This is a genomic window from Nonomuraea indica, assembly GCF_002850745.1.
GTDB lineage: Bacteria > Actinomycetota > Actinomycetes > Streptosporangiales > Streptosporangiaceae > Nonomuraea > Nonomuraea indica.
Map to the genome: position 1 here is coordinate 1 of NZ_KZ559487.1, position 18,327 is coordinate 18,327.

Consider the following 18,327-nt stretch of genomic DNA (forward strand, 5'->3'; position numbering starts at 1 on the left):
CGTGCACATGTAGTTCTCCTTCGCTCATACCCGAGGGGGGTATCTCCGACGTCGAGGAAACTAACATACCCCCCTGGGGTTTGCAACCCGTGTCGTGAACCCCGGGGCGGGCCTCACCGGGGCCGGGGGAGCGCGGCGGGTGCGGCGGCGCCGTCGCCGGAGCCCCGGGGCGCCCCCGACCTGTTCGGTGACTCCCGCTCAGTCCTCGCCGACCACGGTGAGATCGTCGCCGAGGGCGGCGGCGATCTCGGCGGCACGGGAGTGATCGTCGAGGTGCCGCGTCAGGTAGGCACAGCCGTGACGGTGCCGGAGCGACCACCATGCGGCCGAGCCGCCGATCCCGCCCTTGGCGATCTTGCCGCGGTCGCGGACGAAGCCCAGGGTCCAGGTGATCCTCGTGCCGAAGACCTCGTCGAAGCCGGTGACCTGGGAGGCGAGGAGTTCGTCGTGCAGGGACGCCCCCAGCAGCGCGCGCACGGGGCCCTCCTCGTCGGTCAGCCGGGAGAAGAACGCCGCCATGGCGGTCGCGCTCGTGTGCAGGTTGACCGCGCCGAAGACCGACTGCCGCCAGGCCGTGGAGTTCGTCCGCCGGGTGTCCAGGGCGCCGGCGGGAATCCGGAGCCACGGCGCCGCGTGCAACCGGCGCGGCCATTCCGGGTCGGCGTACTCCAGGTCGGCCACGCGCTCCAGGGCGTCGTCCGGCACGCCGAACCAGGCGTCGAGGGCCAGGGCCGGCCGTACCACCTCGTCGAACACCTCTCCCAGCGTGGTGGCGGCGCCCGCGCGCAGGACGCCGTCCACGAGGTGGCCGTAGGTCAGCGCGTGCTCGCCGAGCGACGTGCCGGGAACGTACTCCGGCGCCGCCGACGCCAGGCTCGCGCGCAGCGCCGCGTCGTCGAGCAGGTCCAGGCCCGCGGCGCCCGCCGGGAAGCGCGGCTGGCCCGCCCGGTGCGTGAGCACCTGGCGCAGCGTGGTGCGCTCCTTGCCGTGGGCGCCGTACTCCGGCCAGTAGGCCGCCATCGGGTCGTCCAGCGCCAGCGCGCCGTCGCGCACCGCCACCAGGGCGGCGATCGTGACGAACGCCTTCGACAGCGAATACGGCTGTACGAGGGTGTCGGGTCGCCAGGGGCGGGTCCGCCCGGCGTCGGCCCACCCCGCGCTGAGCCGCACAACCTCGCGGCCGTCCTTCCAGACCGACACCCCGGCCCCGGTCTCCCGGCCGTCGTCGACCAGGCCTTGCAGGACCTGACGCACCCGGTCGTACCCGTCCGCGACGAACCCCTCGACCTTCACCATGTCCATCCCTCCGCCGTCACGCCCGTTGCCGGGCCTCGTGCCCTTTCCATACCCCTCCGAGGTATAAGGGCAACCGGCCCTGCGGGGAGCTAACCCGTACATGTCTGTTCGACTTTCGGATGGTCGTGGGCTACCTTAACCCGAACAGTTATGTACGATTTAGGAGGGTCGCTGATGCACACCGAGTCCGTGCCGCAGGCTTCGGCTCATTCCGCCAGGCGGTGGTGGACGCTGGGCCTGCTGTGCCTGGCGCAGTTCATGGTCATCCTGGACGTGACCGTGGTGAACGTCGCCCTGCCCGTGATGGCCGATCAACTGGGGCTCCAGCGAACGACGTCCACCTGGGTGGTCACCGCCTACACGCTGTGCTTCGGCGGGCTGATGCTGCTCGGCGGCCGCCTGGCGGACGCCCTCGGCCGCCGCCGGGTCTTCCTCGCCGGGGTGGTGATCTTCACCCTCGCGTCGCTGGCCGCCGGGTCGGCGGCGAGCGCGAGCGTCCTGGTCGCCGCCCGCGCCGTCCAGGGGGTCGGCGCCGCCCTGCTGTCACCCGCGGCGCTGTCCCTCGTGACCACGACGTTCCACGGCGCCGACCGCAACCGGGCACTCGGCGTCTGGGCCGCGCTGGGCGGCGCGGGAGCCGCCTTCGGGGTGCTGCTCGGCGGAGTGTTCACCACCGGGCCCGGCTGGGAGTGGGCGTTCTTCGTCAACATCCCCGTCGGCGTCCTGGTCGTCATCGCCGTGCCCACGCTGGTCGGCGCGGGCCGTCCCGCCGGCCGCCCCGCCCGGGTCGACGTGCCCGGGGCCGTGCTCGCCACCGGGGCGGTCGGCTCGCTCATCTACGGGCTGCTGCGGGCCGGCGACACCGGCTTCGCCGAGCCGGTGACCCTGCTGGCACTCGCCGCCGGGACCGTGGCGCTGGCGCTGTTCGCCGTGGTCGAGCGCAGGGCCACCACCCCGCTGGTCCGGCTGGAGATGCTGGCCCGCCGGCCGGTGCTCGCCGGCAACGTCGTCATGCTGGGCGCGTCCGGCCTGCTGCTGGCCGACTTCTTCCTCACCTCCCAGTACCTGCAGCACGTGCTCCGGCTGAGCGCGCTCGCCACCGGGCTGCTGTTCCTGCCGGTCGCCCTGGCGATCGGCGTGGGCACGCACATCGGCCTGCGCGTCGTCGGCCGGCTGGGCGGGCGACCCGCCGTCGTCGCCGGGTTCCTGCTGGTCGCCGGGGGAGCACTCCTGCTGGCCCGGGTGCCCGCCGACGGCAACGCCTGGACGCACGTCCTGCCCGGGTTCGCCGTGGCCGGACTCGGGCTCGGCGCCGCGTTCGTCGCCGCCACCACCACGGCGATGGCGCACGTCGGCTCCACGGAGGCCGGCATGGCCTCCGGGCTGATCAACATGGGGCACGAGATGGGGGCGACCTTCGGAGTCGCGTTCGTCTCCACTGTCGCCGCCTCCAGCCTGGGCGCCGTCGCCGGTCCGGGCGGCGCCGCCTCGGCGCCGGTGGGCGGGTTCGGCGCGGCCTTCACCGCCACCGCCGTGGTGGCCGCCGTCCTGGCGGCCCTCGCGGGATGGCTGGTGCCCCCCGGCCGTCCGCCGGCCACGGATCAGCCGGTGTTCGCCCACTGAGTCCGCCTTAGGCTGGGACATGTGAAGCCCACCGAAACGCGGCACCGACCCGCCGGTGCCGGGCGATCGCCCGGCGCGGCGCCTCGGCGCCGCGCGGACGCCGAGCGCAGCATCACCGCCATCGTGGAGGCCGCGCAGGACTGCCTCGCCGAGCAGCCCCAGGTGAGCATGGCCGCGATCGCCCGCGCCGCCGGCGTCGGCCGCGTCACGCTGTATGCCCATTTCCCTTCGCGGGAGGTGCTGTTCGAAGCCGTCATCGATCACGCGATCGCCAAGGCCGAACCGGTCCTCGACGCCGCCGCGCCGGGCGACGGCCCCGCCGCCGACGCGCTGTGCCGGCTGTTGCGCTCGTCCTGGCAGGTCCTGGACCGGCATCGGCGGCTGTTCGAGGTCGCGCAGCACGAGCTCGGCGCCGTCCGCATGCGCGAGCGTCACGATCAGGCGATGGCTCGCGTGGAGCAGTTGCTGCACCGCGGCCGGGCGGAAGGCGCCTTCCGCGACGACCTTCCCCTCGCCTGGATGGTCACCACCGTCTACAGCCTCCTGCACGCCGCGGCCGCCGACGTCAACGCCGGCCGCCTTCCCCAGGACTCCGCCGCGGAGACCCTGATCGCGACCCTGCTGCCCGCTCTGCGACCACCTCGATGACACCTCCGCCGTCGCCGAGCTGATCGCCGTCGTCGGCAGGCCGTGTCGGCGCCCGCCTGTCCTGCGGCGATCGCGATCAGCGGCCGCCGAGATCATCCGGGTCGGGCGCTACCTCCGCGGCTCCGGCAGCCTGGCGCGGAGCAGGGTGTCGGCGCAGTTCTCGACCGTGTCGGCGACGCCGGCCGCGATGGCCCCGCCGTCGGCGAGGTGCCTGCGCACCACGGCGTACGGCAGGTCCACCACGGCGATCACGAGGCGCTCGAGGTCTACGTCGAGCCGGCCGGCGAGGGCGCGCAGCGCGGAACGCAACCGGCGGTCCTGCGCCGCGGCGCGTGCGGTCTGCTCGGCCGGCCATTCCTGGGGTACGAAGTCCCGGCGCGCATACAGCAGCAGGCGCGCACTGTCGGGATCGGTGCGGGACCAGTCGACCACGTACCGGGCCGCGGTACGGGCGCCCCGGCAGGCGTCCCGGTCGGCAAGACAGGGGAGAAAGCCCTCCTGGAACCGGTCGACGGTACGCAGCCACAGTTCGGCGAGCAGCACCGCGCGGCTGGGAAAGCGGTGGTAGACCGAACCGCTCGGCACCCCGGCATGCCGGGCGAGTTCGGCCACCGACACGCCGGTCGGCGTGTTCGCGACCGTCAGTGCGAGGGCGGCGTCGAGCAGGTCGTCGACGTCGTAGCGGGGTGGTCTTGGCACGTCATGGAGAGTACTCTCACTTATCGGTTCTGGAGAGGTCTCTCTAATACGGAGGTGTCAGTCATGGCAGTGCTCAACATCCACCGGCGCGCGGTGCCGGCCCCGCTCGACGAGGTCGGCCGGCTCATCGACACGCTCGCCGGTCCGGCCGACCTGCTGTGGCCGCACTCCGCCTGGCCGGCCATGCGATTCGACCGGCCGCTCGGCCCCGGCGCGGTCGGTGGCCACGGCCCTGTCAGGTACTTCGTCAGCCACTACATGCCCGGCCGCTGGATCCGGTTCGCCTTCACCGGCCCGCGCGGATTCGACGGGTTCCACGAGTACGCCGTGTCCGCCGAGCACGGCCACACCGTGCTCGGCCACACGCTCGCCATGTCCACCCACGGGCCGGCGCGTCTGACCTGGCCACTGGTCTTCCGGCCGCTGCACGACGCGCTGATCGAGGACAGCCTCGACCGCGCCGAGCGCGCGGTCACCGGTACCGTCGCCCGGCCCGCACGCTGGAGCGGTACGGTCCGCCGGCTGCGCCGCCGACTGGCTCCACGCGCCTGACGAAGGGCGACGGGGTGAGTCCCGGGTCTTGACGCAAGATCGACTACTTCGTCACCCCTGTTCCCCGTACAGAAAACGATCTAAGAATTGATCTACGGGGACGGCGATCGCTCATGGGTGAACTCACCAGGGAGGGCTGATGGGGTTGTTCCGCACGTACAGCGTCATGACCGCGGCGGTGATGGCGGTGGTCGTCGGCGTGGCGCCCGCGGCGGCCGCGCAGCCGCCCACGCGCACCTGGCACAAGCAGACCCTGTGGAAGCAGTACACGACCACGGACCCGGCCACCGGAGCACAGGTGACCACCTGTTTCCGGCTTCCGGCGGTCGTGAGGACCAACAACGACGTGCTGCTGGCCTTCGCCGAAAAGCGTCACAGGAACAACTGTGCCGATCATGGTGCCTTCGACGTCGTCATGCGCCGTTCCACCGACAACGGCGTCACGTGGGAGGCGAGCCGGACAGTCCTGGCGAGCACCACCGGGGCGGCCCTGCAGGGGAACGCGACGGTGGTCGCGGACTCGACCGGGCCCGTGTTCCTGTTCACGACGTCCGAACCCACGCCCACCCAGACCACCCCGCGCACGCCGAAGGTTCAGGTCAGCCACGACGACGGGCGGACGTGGTCGGCGCCGAAGGATCTCTCGGAGTCCATCAAGGCTCCGGCGGGGGCCGGGGACTGGTTCGCCACCGGGCCCGGGCACGGGATCCAGCTGACACGGGGCGACCACAAGGGGCGGCTCGTGGTGCCGGTCTACTTCGCCGTCGGCAGCCGGCAGAGCGTACGACTGATCTACAGCGACGACCACGGCGAGAACTGGAGGATCGGCGCGACGGCCACCTACGACAAGGCCGTGCTGAGGCTGGGCGAGCAGACTCTGGTGGAGCGGACCGACAGCAGCATCCTCGTGATCGCCCGTAACGGCGCGGTCCCCGACGACCAGACGTCGGTTCACGGCCTGGCCGGCGGCGTGAGCAGGGACGGTGGCGTGACCTTCGACGGCGGGTTCCGCGCCGACCACGCCATCACCGCGCCGCCCACCCATCCGGCGCTGCTGCGCCAGCGCGGGGACGGCGGTCCCTACACCCGGATCCTGCTGTCGGCGCCGGCCACCCCCAAGACGGACAACAATCCCGTGGGCATGAACGTCCGCTCGTCCTTCGACGAGGGTGCCACCTGGCGCAACTGGGACGGCACCGTCGACAACGCGGGTGTCCGGATCGACGGCGATCACGCCGGGTATTCGGACATGACCCTCATCGGCAACGGCGCCATCGGCGTGCTGTACGAGGCCGGCACGGCGCGCTTCCGGGACGAGATCCGCTGGAACTGGTTCTGGGAGAGCGCCATCGGCCTGCGCTGAAAGGCGTTGGCACCCCCCACCCGCGTGCCACTGATCAGCGGTCTGCTCGGCCCGATCCCGCCGGGGCACGCCCTTCCCCGGCGGCCGGCGACAGCCGCGGTAGGTCCGCCACGGCACCTCACCGTGACTGCGTCCGCGGAGGTCATCACCCGCCGGGCAGCGGGCGGTGGGCGATGGCGTGGGCCTCCTCGTGGTTCATGCCGTACATCCGCAGCAGGTGCTCGGCCAGTTCGTCCGCCGCGCTCGCGTCCACCCTGTCGGGGCGCTCGATCCAGAGCTGCAGGAATCCGAGCATGGCGCCACCGGCCCCGGCCAGCGCCACGTACGGGTTGCCGGACCGGAAACGCCCGGCGTCCATGGCGTGGCGGATGTCGCGCAGCGCCCGAGGTGCCAGGCCCTTGTCGGAGCTCAGGTACGGCAGCCCGGTCCGGGTCAGGATGCGGGCGATCTGGGGATGGGTGTCGGCCAATCGGCCGGTGAGCCTGACGGAGGCGGCGAAGACCTCGGCGGGGTCCTCGATGCCGGCGGTCAGCTCGTCGAGCAGTTGCCCATGTTCTTCGAGCACGTCGGCGATGGCCGCGTGGAACAGCTCGTCCTTGCTCCCGAAGTGGTTGTAGAACGAGCCGAACCCCACGTCGGCCGCCTCGGTGAGCTCCTGAATGCTGACCTCGGCCATGCCCTGCCGGGCGAGGACGGCGCGCGCGGCGTCGATGAGGGCCTGGCGGGTGCGGGTCTTGCGCCGCTCCAGTCGGGACACGGGTTTGGGGGCTTGCGCCATCACACCGCTGAGCATAGCGGCTTGACAGAGCACCGCCTCATTTCTGATGATTTCATCAATAATGACGAGCCAATCAGAGAGGCGGCGATGGAGAGCGCGCACGCCAGCCTGCACAGCGAGCGCGGGCCGCTGCGGGGCGAGCACCCCGGCAGGTCCCGCGACCCCGTGATCAAGGTCAGGGATCTGGCCTGGCTGGAGTTCGAGAAGACGAACCTGCGCAGGGCCGAGTCGTTCGCCCGGGACTTCGGCTTCGCCGTGGCGGCCCGGACACCCGACACGCTCTACCTGCGCGGCACCGTGCCCGGCCCCCAGTGCGTGGTCGTCCGGCACGGCCCGAGATCACGCTTCGTGGGCCCGGCCTTCCAGGCGGCCGCCGCCGAGGACCTGACGCGGCTGGCCCGCGCGACCGGCGCCCAGGTGCGGGAAATGGGCGACCTGGGCGGCGGCCGGGTGGTCGACCTGCGCGACCCGAGCGGCATCCCGGTGCGGGTGGTGCATGGAACCACCCCGCTGCCCGCACTGCCCGAGCAACCGGTCCTGACGGTCAACTACGGCTTGCGCCCGGAAAGGGTCAACGCCGTGCAGCGGCCCGCGCCCGAACCGGCCCGGGTGCGGCGGCTCGGGCACGTGGTGCTGGAGACGCGGTGGTTCGAGCAGGCGCTCGACTGGTACCTGGACACGCTCGGCATGATCGTCAGCGACTTCCTGTTCCTGGACGACCAGCGTGACCGCGGTCCGACCATGGCGTTCGTCAGGTGCGACAAGGGCGGGGAGCCCGCCGACCACCACACGCTGGCCATGCATCTGGGCCCCGGCGTCGGCTACGTCCATTCGGCCTACGAGGTGGCCGACATGGACGCGGTGGCGGCGGGCGGCGAGTACCTGGCCTCGCGGGGCCACCGTCGGGTGTGGGGGATCGGCAGACACATCCAGGGCAGCCAGATCTTCGACTACTGGCGCGACCCCGACCGGTTGATGATGGAGCACTTCGCCGACGGCGACCTGTTCGACTCCACGCTGGAGCCGGGCTGGGCGCCCATGTCGGCCTCGGGACTGGCGCAGTGGGGCCCGCCGGCCACCCGCGACTTCCTCGGCACCGGCCCGTCCCCGGCTCTGCTGCGCAACGTCGTGACGGCGCTGCGCGAGGAGAACGAGATCGACCTCCCACGGCTGCTGGGACTGATGAAAGCGATGAGAGCGTGAGCATCGACGTCCTGCGAACCGACGGCCAATGGTGGGTCGAGCGCGACGGGCTGGCCCACCCCGTGGACACGGCCGCGCAGACCACCGCCGAACTGCTGGCAGACCGGAAGGCGCTGACGGACGCCGCTTCGGACGGGGTGCCGGTACGGGAGCTGAAGCTGCTGTCGCCGGTGACCACGCCATGCCGGGTGGTGTGCCAGATGGTGAACTACCGGTCCCACGCCAGGGACTCGGGTCTCGATCCCGACGACGTGCCGATCACGTTCTTCCGCAAGGCGTCCGGATCGGTGTGCGGGCCGTACGACCGGATCGTCAAGCCGCCGCACGTGCGGCTGCTCGACTACGAGATCGAGCTCGGGCTGGTCATGGGCGCGCCCCTGCCGATCGGCGCGACCGTCACCGAGGCCGACCTGCCCGCCTACGTGGCCGGGCTGGTGATGGCCGACGACGTGTCCGCCAGGGACGTGCAGCTGTCGAAGTCGCAGTTCTACGAGAGCAAGTCCTACCCGACGTTCACGCCGCTCGGTCCGCGGCTGGTGCTGTTGGCGGCGGAGGAGTTCGCGCGGCTGGTGGACCTGCGACTGCGGCTGTCGGTCAACCAGGTGCTGCGGCAGGACCGCACGGTGACCGACATGATCGCCCGCCCCGCGGCGGCGCTGACGGCGTTGGCCCGCTTCCAGGAGCTGGCCCCCGGCGACGTGGTGCTGACCGGCACGCCCGGCGGGACCGCGCTGAAGGCGCCGCCGAAGCCGGTGGAACTGCTCGGATCGCTGCTGCCACCCTCGCTGAAGTGGAAGATCTTCTTCGGGCGGCAGGCCCGTGTCCCGGCCTACCTGCGGCACGGCGACGTCGTCACCGCGCGCATCGCGACCGGCGACCGGTCCATCGACCTGGGCTGCCAGCACACGCCGGTGGAGTTCGCGTGATCCCCGTCCTCGTGGCGGGCGCGGGGCCGACCGGGCTCACAGCGGCCGCCCTGCTCGCCGCGCGCGGCGTCCGCAGCCTGGTCGTGGACCCGCACCCCGGCGTCCACCCCCTGCCCCGCGCGGTCCACCTGGACGACGAGGTCATGCGCATCCTGCAGGCCGTCGGCGTGGCGGAGGAGTTCGCCGCGATCAGCCGCCCGGCGCCCGGCATGCGCCTGCTGGACGGCGAACTGCGCACGATCGCCGAGTTCCGCCGCGACGACGGCACGGGCCACTCCGGCTGGCCGCAGGCGAACCTGTTCGACCAGCCCGACCTCGAGGCGCTGCTCCGCGCCGGCCTGGCCCGCCGTCCGGAGGTGGAACTGCGGCCCGGCACCGAGGTCGTGCACATCGACCAGGACGGGCGCGGTCCCGTACGCGTCCGGCTGCGTGAGGTCGCCGGCGGGCGGCAGGAGGAGGTGCGGGCGCACGCCCTGCTCGGCTGCGACGGCGCCAACAGCCGCACCCGCCACCACGTGGGCGCGCGGATGCGGGACCTGCGCTTCGCCGAGCGCTGGCTCGTGGTGGACGTGCGCTGCGCCCAGCCGCTCGGCGTGTGGGACGGCGTCCACCAGGTGTGCGATCCCGCCCGCCCGGCCACCTTCATGCGGATCGGCCCGGAACGCTACAGGTGGGAGTTCCGGGTCCGGCCGGGCGAGGTCGTCGGCCGTGAGGCGCTGGCCCGGCTGATCTCGCCCTGGACGCGCGGGGTGCCGGAGGAGGATCTGCTCGTGCTGCGCCAAGCCGTCTACACCTTCCGCTCGCAGGTGGCGGACCGGTGGCGGCGGGGGCGCGTGTTCCTGCTCGGCGACGCCGCGCACCTCACCCCGCCGTTCATCGGCCAGGGCATGGGAGCCGGCCTGCGGGACGCGGCCAACCTGGCGTGGAAACTGGCGCTCGTCCTCGCGGAGGGCGGCCACGAGCGGCTGCTCGACACCTACCAGGCCGAACGGGCGCCGCACGTCACCCACATGATCAGGACGGCGATCGCGGTCGGCCGGGTCATGACCGGCCCGGTCGGGGCGGCACGCCTGCTGCTCCGCCAGGCCGAGCACCTGCCCGCCGCTGCGAACAGCAGGTCGCCCCGGCTGCGCCGCGGCCCGCTCGTCCGGCCCCACCGCCCCTGGGGCGACCTGGCCGGCACCCTGCCCCCGCAACCCTGGGTGACGGTGGACGGCATGCCCCGGCGCCTGGACGACGTGCTCGGCGACTCCTTCGCCGTCCTCACCCTCACTCCGCTCGACCCCCTGCTGGCCGCCTTGGCGCGTCGCCTGCGCGCACGCGTCCTCGACCTGCGGGCGACGCCGATCGACGACGGCACGCTGGAACGCTGGCTGCTCGGCGCGAGAGCCGCGGCCGTGCTGCTACGGCCCGACCGGGTCGTCCTGGCCGCCGCCCCGCTCGCCTCGGGCACCGCCGCGATCGCGCGCGCCGCCGCCGCCTGGCTCCCGCTGTTGCCGGCGTCGCGCACCACACCGACCACAGCCGAGAGGAACGTCACCGCATGACCGACAGACCCCGGGTACTCCGACCCGAGGACCCGGCCGCCGTGGAACCCATGCCTGGGTCACCCATGAGTGACCTCGCCGCCCTGCGTCACGTCGGGCTGCACATCGCCGAGACCGCGGCCCCCGTGCTGGGGTTCACGCTGCTCTACGCGATGACGACCCGGCTGCCGCCGGCGCTGGCGGCCGGGCTGTGCGTCGCCGCGCTGGTGGCGGCCCGCCGCGTCCGCCAGTCCCGCAGCGTCTGGCCGGCGGTGGGCGGGTTCGCGCTGACCGCCGGGGCCGCCGCCGTCACGGTCCTGTCGGGCGAGGCCACGAACTTCTTCCTGCCCGTGCTCCTCGTGCGCGCCACCATCGTCGTGGCGACACCGTTGCTGCTGGTGGTGCGCCGACCGCCGGTCGGCCTGGCCGCAGGGGTGCTCACCGGGCGGGGGCTCGCCTGGAGACGGTGCCCCGCGCGGGTGCGGGCCTACACCGTCGTCACCGTGCTCTGGATGCTGGCCGAAGCCGTCCTCGTGGCCAACCAGGCGCGGCTCTACCTCGCCGACCGGGCCCTGGCCATGGGGGCCTTCAAGCTTCTGGTCGAGGTGCCCGTCCATGTGCTCCTGGCCGGCCTGATGTGGGTCGTCTACCGGCGTATGACCAAGCGTCCCTGTCCTTGCGAAGGAGTTCACCGATGACCACCACCGTCACTCTGACCGGCACCGGCGTGCCGATCCCCTCCCCGGGCCGCGCGGGCGCGGGGGTCCTGGTCCGGCACGGGACGACCGTCCTGCAGTTCGACGCCGGACGCGGCACCGTGCTGCGCCTGGCCGAGGCGGGCGTCGGCCTGCACGAGGTGACCGCCCTGTTCGTCACCCACGTGCACAGCGACCACGTGATCGGGCTGCCGGACCTGGTGATGGGACGATGGATCCAGGACCACGTGTGGCGGACCGGGCCGCTCGACCTCCACCTGCCCGAGGGGGAGGCCGCCGGATTCGCCGCGCGGATGCTGGACCCGTACGCGGCGGACATCGCGCTGCGCATGGAGCACGTGCAGGAGGCGCCGCCGGAGCCGCGGCTGCACGCCTTCGCCTGCGGATCCGAGCCCCGGGAGATCTGGTCACGCGACGGGGTCACGGTGGAGGCCGTCGCCGTCCACCACGAGCCGGTGCCCGACGCCGTCGCCTACCGTGTCCGCACCCCCGACGGCACGGTCGTGATCTCGGGCGACACCCGCGTGTGCGACGAGGTGGAGGAGTTGAGTCGCAACGCGGACGTACTGGTCCACGAGGCGTGCCGCACCACCGCCCTGCACGCCGCCGTCGCCGGCACTCCGTTCGAGAAGATCTTCTCCTACCACGCCGACACGGTCGCGCTCGGCGGCCTGGCCAAGCGCGCCGACGTCAGGCACCTGATGCTCACTCACCTGATCCCGGCCCCTGGCGATGCGGCGGGGGAGCGGGAGTTCGCACACGACGTACGCCTGGGCGGCTACGAGGGGGTCCTCACCGTGGGCCGTGACCTCATGACGGCGACCATCGGCTGATCCCCGGCGCACCGCTCCCACCGCGGCCGCAGCGGGAGCCCCGGCCGCGGTGCTCAGGGGGCTCCTGCGGAGGTCGGCCCGGACACGGCGCCGCCCGTGCGGAGCTGCCGCAGCCATAGGGATGCCCGAGGCGCCGTCCCAGCTCGCCGGCCGGTTGCACCACCAGGGGGAGTGGCTGACCGGCCGCAGGAAGCGCCCCCGGTCAGCGGGCGAGGAGCTCGTGGCAGTGGTGGGCGAGGAACGAGCCGAGGCCGGGCAGCAGGGCCACCACGGCCGGGCCGCCGAGGAGCAGCCCCACGGTGAGCGCCCCGGCCAGGCGCTGCCCGCGCCCGAGCGGGGTCTCGGGACGGAGCATGCGCCGTACGCGGGCCAGCGCGGTGTCGCCGCCGGCGCCCAGGGCGGAGGCGGGCGTGCGGCCGGTGGCGAGCCCCACCAGGGCGGTCGCGATGAGGACGCGGGGGTGGCGGCGGGCCGCCATGTCGTCGGCGAGCAGCTCGACGAGCCCGGCCAGCTCGGCTCGGGCCCGCTCGAACAACGGCACCCGGGGGAATGCCGTGGCCAGCGCCTCCGCTCCGGCCACGACGAGATGGTGACGTCCGCGTAGATGGGCCCGTTCGTGGGCGAGCACGGCGGCCACCTGCTCCGGGCTCAGGCTGCGCAGGGCCCCCGTGGTGATGACGGTGCTGGCGCGCCTGCCCGGCAGGCAGTAGGCCAGCCGCTCGTCGTAGTCGACGACGATCGCGCCCAGCCGTTCGTCGTGCCTGCCCAGCCGTGCCAGCACCTCCGCGTGGCGGCGTCGCTCCGTACGCGCGCGCACGAGGACGGCCGCCGTGCGGTACGCGATCCGCGTCACCACGGCGCCCGCGACGGTCACGGCGATGCCGGTGGTCGCCACGGTCATGCCCGTGCCGTGCGTCAGCCACGCGGTGCACGCCGCGAAGAACGCGGCCAGGCCGTGGCCGACCACCGCCGGAGGGACCGCGAGCACGAAGGCGGCCAGCAGGACGGAGCCGACCACGGAGGCGCAGGCCGCCTGCCACAGCGTGATCGCCAGCCTCGGCGCCCGGTCCGCCCATCCGGCCCGGCCCAGCACCCGCGGCAGGATGAACGCGGCGAGCAGCGGATAGAGCGTCAGCGCGACCGCCGTCACCCGCGCCCCCTCGGCGGAAACACCTGCAGCGCCGCCTCCAGCGCGCCGGCCTCCTCGGGGGTCAGCCGCTCCAGGAAGTGCACCAGGGTGGCGGCCTGGTTGCCGCTCCTGGCCAGCGACTCGCGCATCAGGTCGGCGGTGTAGGCCTCCTTGGTGGAGACCGTCCGGTAGATGTACGCCTTGCCGGCCAGCTCCCGCGTGAGCAGGCCCTTGGTGTGGAGCTTGTCCATCACCGTCATCACGGTGGTGTAGGCGATCTGCCGCTCCCGGCGCAGGTCCTCCAGCACGTCGCGCACCGAGGCCGGCCGACGGTAGGACCACATCCGGTCCATGATGACCGACTCCAGCTCACCCAGACCGCGCATCACGCGAAACCCCTCCAACCGGTCAGGTCGCCTCGATGCTACCGGCGGTCGTAGACCCACGGCCAGGAACGCCTGCGCCGGCCGGACCGGGCAGCCGGCGGGCCGCCGCATCCCCGCCGCCCGGTTCGATGATCCGCGGCACGCCGACCCGCCGGGTATGCCCCTCCTCTGCCGTCAGTTCCTACTATCGTCAGTAGGGAAGACTGGCATCAGCACGGGGAACGGATGATTCGACGCGTAGTAGACGGGAGTCGCCGCCTCTCGCGGTGGGCCTTGCTCGTCCTGCTCGTCGTCGGCGTCTGCGGCATGCACACTCTCGGCCACCCCGGCACCTCTCACGCGCACGGCGAGGAGGCGGTGGCGCCGATGCCGGCGGGACACCTGCCGGCTGCGGTCATGGGCGACGCCGTCTCCTCGAGCGGCGAGCTCCCCGACCTCGATCCCGGCACGATGTGCCTGGCCGTGCTGACCTCCCTGCTCCTGCTGTGGGCCGCCGCGCGGCGCGGGCGCCTGCTCGGCCACGCGGAGACGCCGTTCGGAGCCGGGCCCGACGTGAGGCGGGCAGGCAGGCCGCCGCCCCCGTTCATGGCGTTGCGACTCTCTCGCGTCTCGGTGCTTCGCATATAGGCCGGTCGGCTCCCGCACCCGGTCCTTGCATCCATCCGACACGACAGGAGTCACCGACCATGTTCACCAACCGCTCGCTCGTTCAGCGGATCACCTCCGCGGCCGCCGCCGGAGCCGGCGCTCTCGTCCTGCTCACCGCCTGCGGCGGCGGTGGCGACGCCCCGATGTCCGGGCACGCCGCACCCGCCACCGGCGGCGCCGCGGTCACGCCCACCGGCACGCAGCCGGGGGCCTCGTTCAACGACGCGGACGTGATGTTCGCGCAGATGATGATCCCGCACCACCGGCAGGCCGTGGAGATGGCCGAGCTGGCCGAGTCCCGCGCCAAGGATCCCGAGGTCAAGGAGCTGGCCGCCAAGATCAAGGCCGCCCAGGACCCCGAGATCGCGACCATGCGGGGCTGGCTCGAGGAATGGGGCAGGCCCGCGCCCACCGGCACCGAGGGCATGGCCGACATGGGTCACGGGATGCCCGGCATGATGTCCCCCGAGGACATGGGCATGCTCGGAAAGGCGAGCGGTGCCGCCTTCGACAAGCGCTTCACGCAGATGATGATCGCCCACCACAAGGGCGCGATCGAGATGGCCAGGACCGAGCAGCAGCAGGGCGCCGACCCTGAGGCCAAGGAGCTGGCCAGGACCATCGAGTCGTCCCAGCAGGCCGAGGTCGAGCAGATGCAGAAGATCCTCGACCGGCTCTGACGCCTCGCGCCTGGTGGCCCGTCCGGGCGGCGTCCCGGCCGGGCCACCAGGCCATCGGGCCATCGGGCAGCCGCGGCGGCGCGTCCGGGCGGCGTCCCGGCCGGGCAGCCGCGGCCGGACTGCCCGCCTTCCGTGCCGTACCGTCCGGGCGCCGCGTGCTTCGGCGGTCCCCCGTCAGGGGGCCAGGGTGGTGAGCAGGCGGGCGAGCGCGTCGGCGGCCCAGGCCCGCCAGCGTGCGTGGTCCCACCCCCGGTTGTCGACCAGCAGGTTGTAGGTCTCGGGGGACAGCACCGTGAGCGCGATGTCGGCGGCGGCGTCGGGGGTGAGGCCGTCGCGCAGCGGCGTCTTGCGGGCGAGGGCGTCGGCGAGGGCGCGCTGCACCGTGAGGCGCTGCCGGATGTTGGTGGCCCAGACCTCGGCCAGGTCGGGGTCGGTGGTGGCCGCGCTGCGCACGACGTCGAGGAGCGGAGCGGCGCGCAGGTAGATGTCTCCCGCCGCGGCCACCTGGCGGCGGATGTGCCCGAGCGGGTCGGGGTCGTCGAGCGTTTCGCGGAACCACGGCCGCTCCATCGTGGGGACGGGCTGGTCGTCGCCGGCGACGGCCAGGTCGAGGGCGGTGGTGAGGATGGCCCGTTTGGTGCCGAACGCGTAGTAGACGGTCTGCTCGCTGACCCCGGCCCTGGCGGCGATGGCGGTGATGCTCGTCGTGGTGTAGCCGGCCGTGGTGAACAGCTCGGTGGCGGCCGTGGTGATGCGGGTGCGGGTGGCGCGGGCCCGCGCCGTCCGCCCGTCCTCCCGCTCGGTGGCCGGGCCGCTGCTGCGTCGTGGTGTCTCGCTCACGACTTGACTATAGCGGCACTCTAGAAACATTCTTGGAGTGTGACTACAAAAACTTGGGGAGCGGGAGGCTTCGCCGTCCTGCTGCTGCTCACCTCGGTCGAGCTCGTCGTCTTCCTCGAGGTGTCGATCGTCAACGTGGCGCTGCCCGCGATCGGTGCCACGTTGGCCATCGGCGAGACGGGTCTGGCCTGGGTGGTGAACGCCTATCAGCTGACCTTCGGGGGGTTCCAGCTGGTGGGCGGGCGTGCCGCCGACGTGCTCGGCCGGCGCCGGATGTTCCAGGCCGGGCTCGTGCTGTTCACCGGGGGCTCGCTGATGTGCGGCCTCGCTCCCGACGCGGGCACGCTGCTCGCCGGCCGCGCTGTGCAGGGCATCGGCGCCGCGCTGGTCGTCCCGGCCGAGCTGGCCCTGCTCGCGGCGATCTTCACCGAGCCGGCCGTCCACCGCAGGGCGTTCGGGGTGTGGAGCGCCATGGCGGCCGCCGGCGCGGCGTCCGGGGTGGCGCTGGGGGGAATCCTCACCGAGGGCGCCGGCTGGCCCTGGATCTTCCTGATCAACGTCCCCATCGGGGTGGTGGCGCTCCTGGCCGGCCCGCGCCTGCTCCCACCGGACGGGCCCCTGGCCACGGGCGCCGGCGGGCCGCGGCCGGATCTCGTCGGCGCGCTGGCCGGCACCGGGACCCTGCTCGCGATCGTGTTCCTGGCCTCGGAGCTGCCCGCCCGCGGCTGGGACGCGCTCACCGCCGTGGCGGCCGCGGCCACCGCGGCCCTCGCGGCCGTCTTCGCGGTGCGCCAGCGGCGCCACCCGCAGCCGATCCTGCCGCCGGCGTTGCTCCGGCAGCGGGACGTCCGCGCGGGCACCGTGGCGAACGCCCTGGTGGGCGCCGCCCACGTGCCGGCGTTCGTCCTGCTGTCACTGATGCTGCAGGAGGTCATGGGCTACTCCGCCATCGTCGCCGGCTTCGCCGTCCTGCCCATCGCGGTCGTCAACATGGTGACCGCCCGCACCGTCGTGCCGTGGGCGCTGGGCCGACTCGGGCCGCGCGTCGTGCTGGCGGCGGGGATGGGCCTGCTCATGCTGGGCCTGGCGGGATACGCCCTCCTCCTGCACCCCGCGGCCGGGTTCCTGACGGCCGTGCTGCCGCCCGGCCTCGCCTTCGCCGTGGGACTGCCGGCGGTGTTCGTCGCCTCCACCTCCCCGGCCGTACGCGCCGCGCCCGAGGACCAGAAAGGGGCCGCGTCCGGCCTGCTCAACACCGCCCAGCGGCTGGGCGCCGCGCTCGGCGTCACCGGCGCGCTCATGACCTCCGCCGCGTGGACCGCCTCCCGCGACGGCGCGGCCAGTGCGCTCGCCGACGGCCTGCGTGCCGGCTTCGCCGTCGCGGCCGGGCTGGCGGCGCTCGGGATCCTCTGCGCCCTGCTCATGTTCACCCGCCGGCGCGCGGACCACGCGGCCGGCTCCACCCGGCGACAAGGAGCGACCCGGTGACGACCACCGTTCTCATCCTCGGCGGATACGGCGCGGTCGGTCGCGAGGCGGCCGCCGCACTGGCCGGCCACCCGGGCACGACCGTGATCGCGGCCGGCCGGCATCCCGGCCGGGCTCGGCCCGTCGCGGGCGCCACCGCGATGCGCGTGGACGCCGCGGACCCCGCCGACCTGGCCCGGGCGCTGGACGGCGTCGACACCGTCCTGATGTGCGCCGAGGCCGACAACGCGCGGGTCGCCCGCGCCTGCCTGGAACGCGGCATCGGCTACGTGGACGTGTCGGCCTCCCACCACCTGCTCGCCGACATCCGGGACCTCGACGGCCTGGCCACGCAGCGCGGAGCGACCGCCGCCCTCAGCGTCGGCCTCGTCCCCGGGGTCACCAACCTGCTGGCGCGCGTCTGCGCCGAGCGCTCGCCGGCTCCGGAACTGCGCATCGGGGTGCTGCTCGGCTCCGGAGAGCAGCACGGCCCGGCCGCGATGGCCTGGACCGTGGACGGGCTCGGCCGGCTGGACGGCTCGTGGACGATGAGCTTCCCCCCGCCGTACGGCGAGCGCACCGTCCACCGGTTCCCGTTCTCCGACCAGTACACGCTGCCCGGCACCTTGGACGTGCCGTCGGTGAGCACGGGGTTGTGCCTGGACTCCCGCCTCACCACCGGCCTGCTCGCCGCCGCGGGCAGGCCCGTCGCGGCCCGGCTGCTGCGCCGGCCCCGGGTACGCGGTCTGCTGCTCGGCCTGCTGGGGAGGGTCCATCTCGGCGGTGACGGGTTCGCCGTGGCCGTGACCTCCGGGACCGTCGGGGCGGCCTTCACCGGTCGCCTGCAGAGCCGAGCCACCGGGCGCGCCGCCGCTCTCATGGTCCGCCACCTGCCGGCCCTGCCGCCGGGCGTCCGGCACATCGAGCAGCTGGTCGATCCCGTGACCTTCCTGACCGAGCTCGCCGCCGACGGCTTCGACCTGCACCTCGACCGGCCGGGACCCTCGTGACGAT

The 18,327-nt window shown here is 73.6% G+C and carries 19 protein-coding genes; 13 read left to right on the plus strand and 6 right to left on the minus strand.

Annotated elements, in window-relative coordinates; all coding sequences use genetic code 11:
• Positions 1–198 precede the first annotated feature (198 nt).
• Positions 199–1,296 carry a serine hydrolase domain-containing protein gene (locus CXR44_RS34105; protein ID WP_245899765.1) on the minus strand — a complete coding sequence of 366 codons (1,098 nt, stop codon included), beginning with the start codon at positions 1,294–1,296 and terminating at the stop codon, positions 199–201.
• A 174-nt stretch (positions 1,297–1,470) separates the two neighbouring features.
• Here CXR44_RS34105 and CXR44_RS34110 point away from each other — a divergent pair, with 174 nt between their 5' ends.
• A complete protein-coding gene (locus CXR44_RS34110) occupies positions 1,471–2,919 on the plus strand; it encodes an MFS transporter (protein WP_101790281.1) in 1,449 nt (482 codons plus the stop codon).
• A gap of 21 nt (positions 2,920–2,940) precedes the next feature.
• Positions 2,941–3,567 carry a TetR/AcrR family transcriptional regulator gene (locus CXR44_RS34115; RefSeq protein WP_101790282.1) on the plus strand — a complete coding sequence of 209 codons (627 nt, stop codon included), beginning with the start codon at positions 2,941–2,943 and terminating at the stop codon, positions 3,565–3,567.
• 108 nt (positions 3,568–3,675) lie between these two features.
• Here the strand turns inward: CXR44_RS34115 and CXR44_RS34120 are convergent, their stop codons facing one another.
• Positions 3,676–4,266 carry a TetR/AcrR family transcriptional regulator gene (locus CXR44_RS34120; RefSeq protein WP_180903840.1) on the minus strand — a complete coding sequence of 197 codons (591 nt, stop codon included), beginning with the start codon at positions 4,264–4,266 and terminating at the stop codon, positions 3,676–3,678.
• 63 nt (positions 4,267–4,329) lie between these two features.
• Between CXR44_RS34120 and CXR44_RS34125 the strand changes: the two genes are divergently transcribed.
• Together CXR44_RS34125 and CXR44_RS34130 are read left to right on the plus strand one after the other, a co-directional pair.
• Entirely contained in the window at positions 4,330–4,818 is a 489-nt protein-coding gene (locus tag CXR44_RS34125; protein ID WP_101790284.1) for a hypothetical protein, read from the plus strand.
• Positions 4,819–4,957: 139 nt separating this feature from the next.
• Positions 4,958–6,181 carry a sialidase family protein gene (locus CXR44_RS34130; protein WP_101790285.1) on the plus strand — a complete coding sequence of 408 codons (1,224 nt, stop codon included), beginning with the start codon at positions 4,958–4,960 and terminating at the stop codon, positions 6,179–6,181.
• 145 nt (positions 6,182–6,326) lie between these two features.
• On the opposite strand, the gene CXR44_RS34135 is transcribed toward CXR44_RS34130, so the two are convergent.
• Positions 6,327–6,959 carry a TetR/AcrR family transcriptional regulator gene (locus CXR44_RS34135; protein ID WP_101790350.1) on the minus strand — a complete coding sequence of 211 codons (633 nt, stop codon included), beginning with the start codon at positions 6,957–6,959 and terminating at the stop codon, positions 6,327–6,329.
• Positions 6,960–7,046: 87 nt separating this feature from the next.
• Between CXR44_RS34135 and CXR44_RS34140 the strand changes: the two genes are divergently transcribed.
• The 5 genes from CXR44_RS34140 to CXR44_RS34155 all read left to right on the plus strand — a co-directional run bounded on the left by CXR44_RS34140 (position 7,047) and on the right by CXR44_RS34155 (position 12,163).
• On the plus strand, positions 7,047–8,162 hold the full coding sequence (locus tag CXR44_RS34140; RefSeq protein WP_101790286.1) for a VOC family protein: 1,116 nt from the start codon (positions 7,047–7,049) through the stop codon (positions 8,160–8,162).
• On the plus strand, positions 8,159–9,088 hold the full coding sequence (locus tag CXR44_RS40335) for a fumarylacetoacetate hydrolase family protein (RefSeq protein WP_219602176.1): 930 nt from the start codon (positions 8,159–8,161) through the stop codon (positions 9,086–9,088). Before CXR44_RS34140 ends, CXR44_RS40335 begins: the two co-directional genes overlap by 4 nt.
• The gene (gene mhpA, locus CXR44_RS34145; RefSeq protein WP_219602177.1) at positions 9,085–10,635 is read left to right on the plus strand and encodes a bifunctional 3-(3-hydroxy-phenyl)propionate/3-hydroxycinnamic acid hydroxylase MhpA; all 1,551 of its coding nucleotides are present in this window, start codon (positions 9,085–9,087) and stop codon (positions 10,633–10,635) included. The genes CXR44_RS40335 and mhpA overlap by 4 nt, the downstream gene beginning before the upstream one ends.
• A 65-nt stretch (positions 10,636–10,700) precedes the next feature.
• A complete protein-coding gene (locus tag CXR44_RS34150) occupies positions 10,701–11,312 on the plus strand; it encodes a DUF3159 domain-containing protein (RefSeq protein ID WP_180903841.1) in 612 nt (203 codons plus the stop codon).
• Positions 11,309–12,163, plus strand: a complete 855-nt coding sequence (locus CXR44_RS34155; protein WP_101790288.1) for an MBL fold metallo-hydrolase — start codon at positions 11,309–11,311, stop codon at positions 12,161–12,163. The genes CXR44_RS34150 and CXR44_RS34155 overlap by 4 nt, the downstream gene beginning before the upstream one ends.
• Positions 12,164–12,365: 202 nt before the next feature.
• Here the strand turns inward: CXR44_RS34155 and CXR44_RS34160 are convergent, their stop codons facing one another.
• Positions 12,366–13,313, minus strand: coding sequence for a M56 family metallopeptidase (locus CXR44_RS34160; RefSeq protein ID WP_101790289.1), 948 nt, complete (start codon positions 13,311–13,313; stop codon positions 12,366–12,368).
• The gene (locus CXR44_RS34165; protein ID WP_101790290.1) at positions 13,310–13,678 is read right to left on the minus strand and encodes a BlaI/MecI/CopY family transcriptional regulator; all 369 of its coding nucleotides are present in this window, start codon (positions 13,676–13,678) and stop codon (positions 13,310–13,312) included. The genes CXR44_RS34160 and CXR44_RS34165 overlap by 4 nt, the downstream gene beginning before the upstream one ends.
• A 273-nt stretch (positions 13,679–13,951) precedes the next feature.
• Between CXR44_RS34165 and CXR44_RS34170 the strand changes: the two genes are divergently transcribed.
• Both CXR44_RS34170 and CXR44_RS34175 read left to right on the plus strand, forming a co-directional pair.
• Positions 13,952–14,305, plus strand: coding sequence for a DUF6153 family protein (locus CXR44_RS34170; RefSeq protein ID WP_144070188.1), 354 nt, complete (start codon positions 13,952–13,954; stop codon positions 14,303–14,305).
• A gap of 59 nt (positions 14,306–14,364) precedes the next feature.
• Positions 14,365–15,006, plus strand: coding sequence for a DUF305 domain-containing protein (locus tag CXR44_RS34175; RefSeq protein WP_101790292.1), 642 nt, complete (start codon positions 14,365–14,367; stop codon positions 15,004–15,006).
• A gap of 174 nt (positions 15,007–15,180) precedes the next feature.
• Here the strand turns inward: CXR44_RS34175 and CXR44_RS34180 are convergent, their stop codons facing one another.
• Entirely contained in the window at positions 15,181–15,846 is a 666-nt protein-coding gene (locus tag CXR44_RS34180; RefSeq protein ID WP_245899767.1) for a TetR/AcrR family transcriptional regulator, read from the minus strand.
• A 39-nt stretch (positions 15,847–15,885) separates the two neighbouring features.
• Between CXR44_RS34180 and CXR44_RS34185 the strand changes: the two genes are divergently transcribed.
• Together CXR44_RS34185 and CXR44_RS34190 are read left to right on the plus strand one after the other, a co-directional pair.
• Complete coding sequence (locus tag CXR44_RS34185) at positions 15,886–17,334, plus strand: MFS transporter (RefSeq protein ID WP_101790294.1); 1,449 nt, start codon at positions 15,886–15,888, stop codon at positions 17,332–17,334.
• On the plus strand, positions 17,331–18,323 hold the full coding sequence (locus CXR44_RS34190) for a saccharopine dehydrogenase family protein (RefSeq protein ID WP_101790295.1): 993 nt from the start codon (positions 17,331–17,333) through the stop codon (positions 18,321–18,323). Before CXR44_RS34185 ends, CXR44_RS34190 begins: the two co-directional genes overlap by 4 nt.
• The last annotated feature ends 4 nt before the right edge of the window (positions 18,324–18,327 follow it).

Coding starts and splice junctions, on each gene's coding strand:
- CXR44_RS34165 (WP_101790290.1), bottom strand. CDS start 13,678: ATGCGCGGTCTGGGTGAGCTGGAGTCGGTCATCATGGACCGGATGTGG.
- CXR44_RS34155 (WP_101790288.1), top strand. CDS start 11,309: ATGACCACCACCGTCACTCTGACCGGCACCGGCGTGCCGATCCCCTCC.
- CXR44_RS34105 (WP_245899765.1), bottom strand. CDS start 1,296: ATGGTGAAGGTCGAGGGGTTCGTCGCGGACGGGTACGACCGGGTGCGT.
- CXR44_RS34140 (WP_101790286.1), top strand. CDS start 7,047: ATGGAGAGCGCGCACGCCAGCCTGCACAGCGAGCGCGGGCCGCTGCGG.
- CXR44_RS34110 (WP_101790281.1), top strand. CDS start 1,471: ATGCACACCGAGTCCGTGCCGCAGGCTTCGGCTCATTCCGCCAGGCGG.
- CXR44_RS34125 (WP_101790284.1), top strand. CDS start 4,330: ATGGCAGTGCTCAACATCCACCGGCGCGCGGTGCCGGCCCCGCTCGAC.
- CXR44_RS34135 (WP_101790350.1), bottom strand. CDS start 6,959: ATGGCGCAAGCCCCCAAACCCGTGTCCCGACTGGAGCGGCGCAAGACC.
- CXR44_RS34175 (WP_101790292.1), top strand. CDS start 14,365: ATGTTCACCAACCGCTCGCTCGTTCAGCGGATCACCTCCGCGGCCGCC.
- CXR44_RS34130 (WP_101790285.1), top strand. CDS start 4,958: ATGGGGTTGTTCCGCACGTACAGCGTCATGACCGCGGCGGTGATGGCG.
- CXR44_RS34150 (WP_180903841.1), top strand. CDS start 10,701: ATGAGTGACCTCGCCGCCCTGCGTCACGTCGGGCTGCACATCGCCGAG.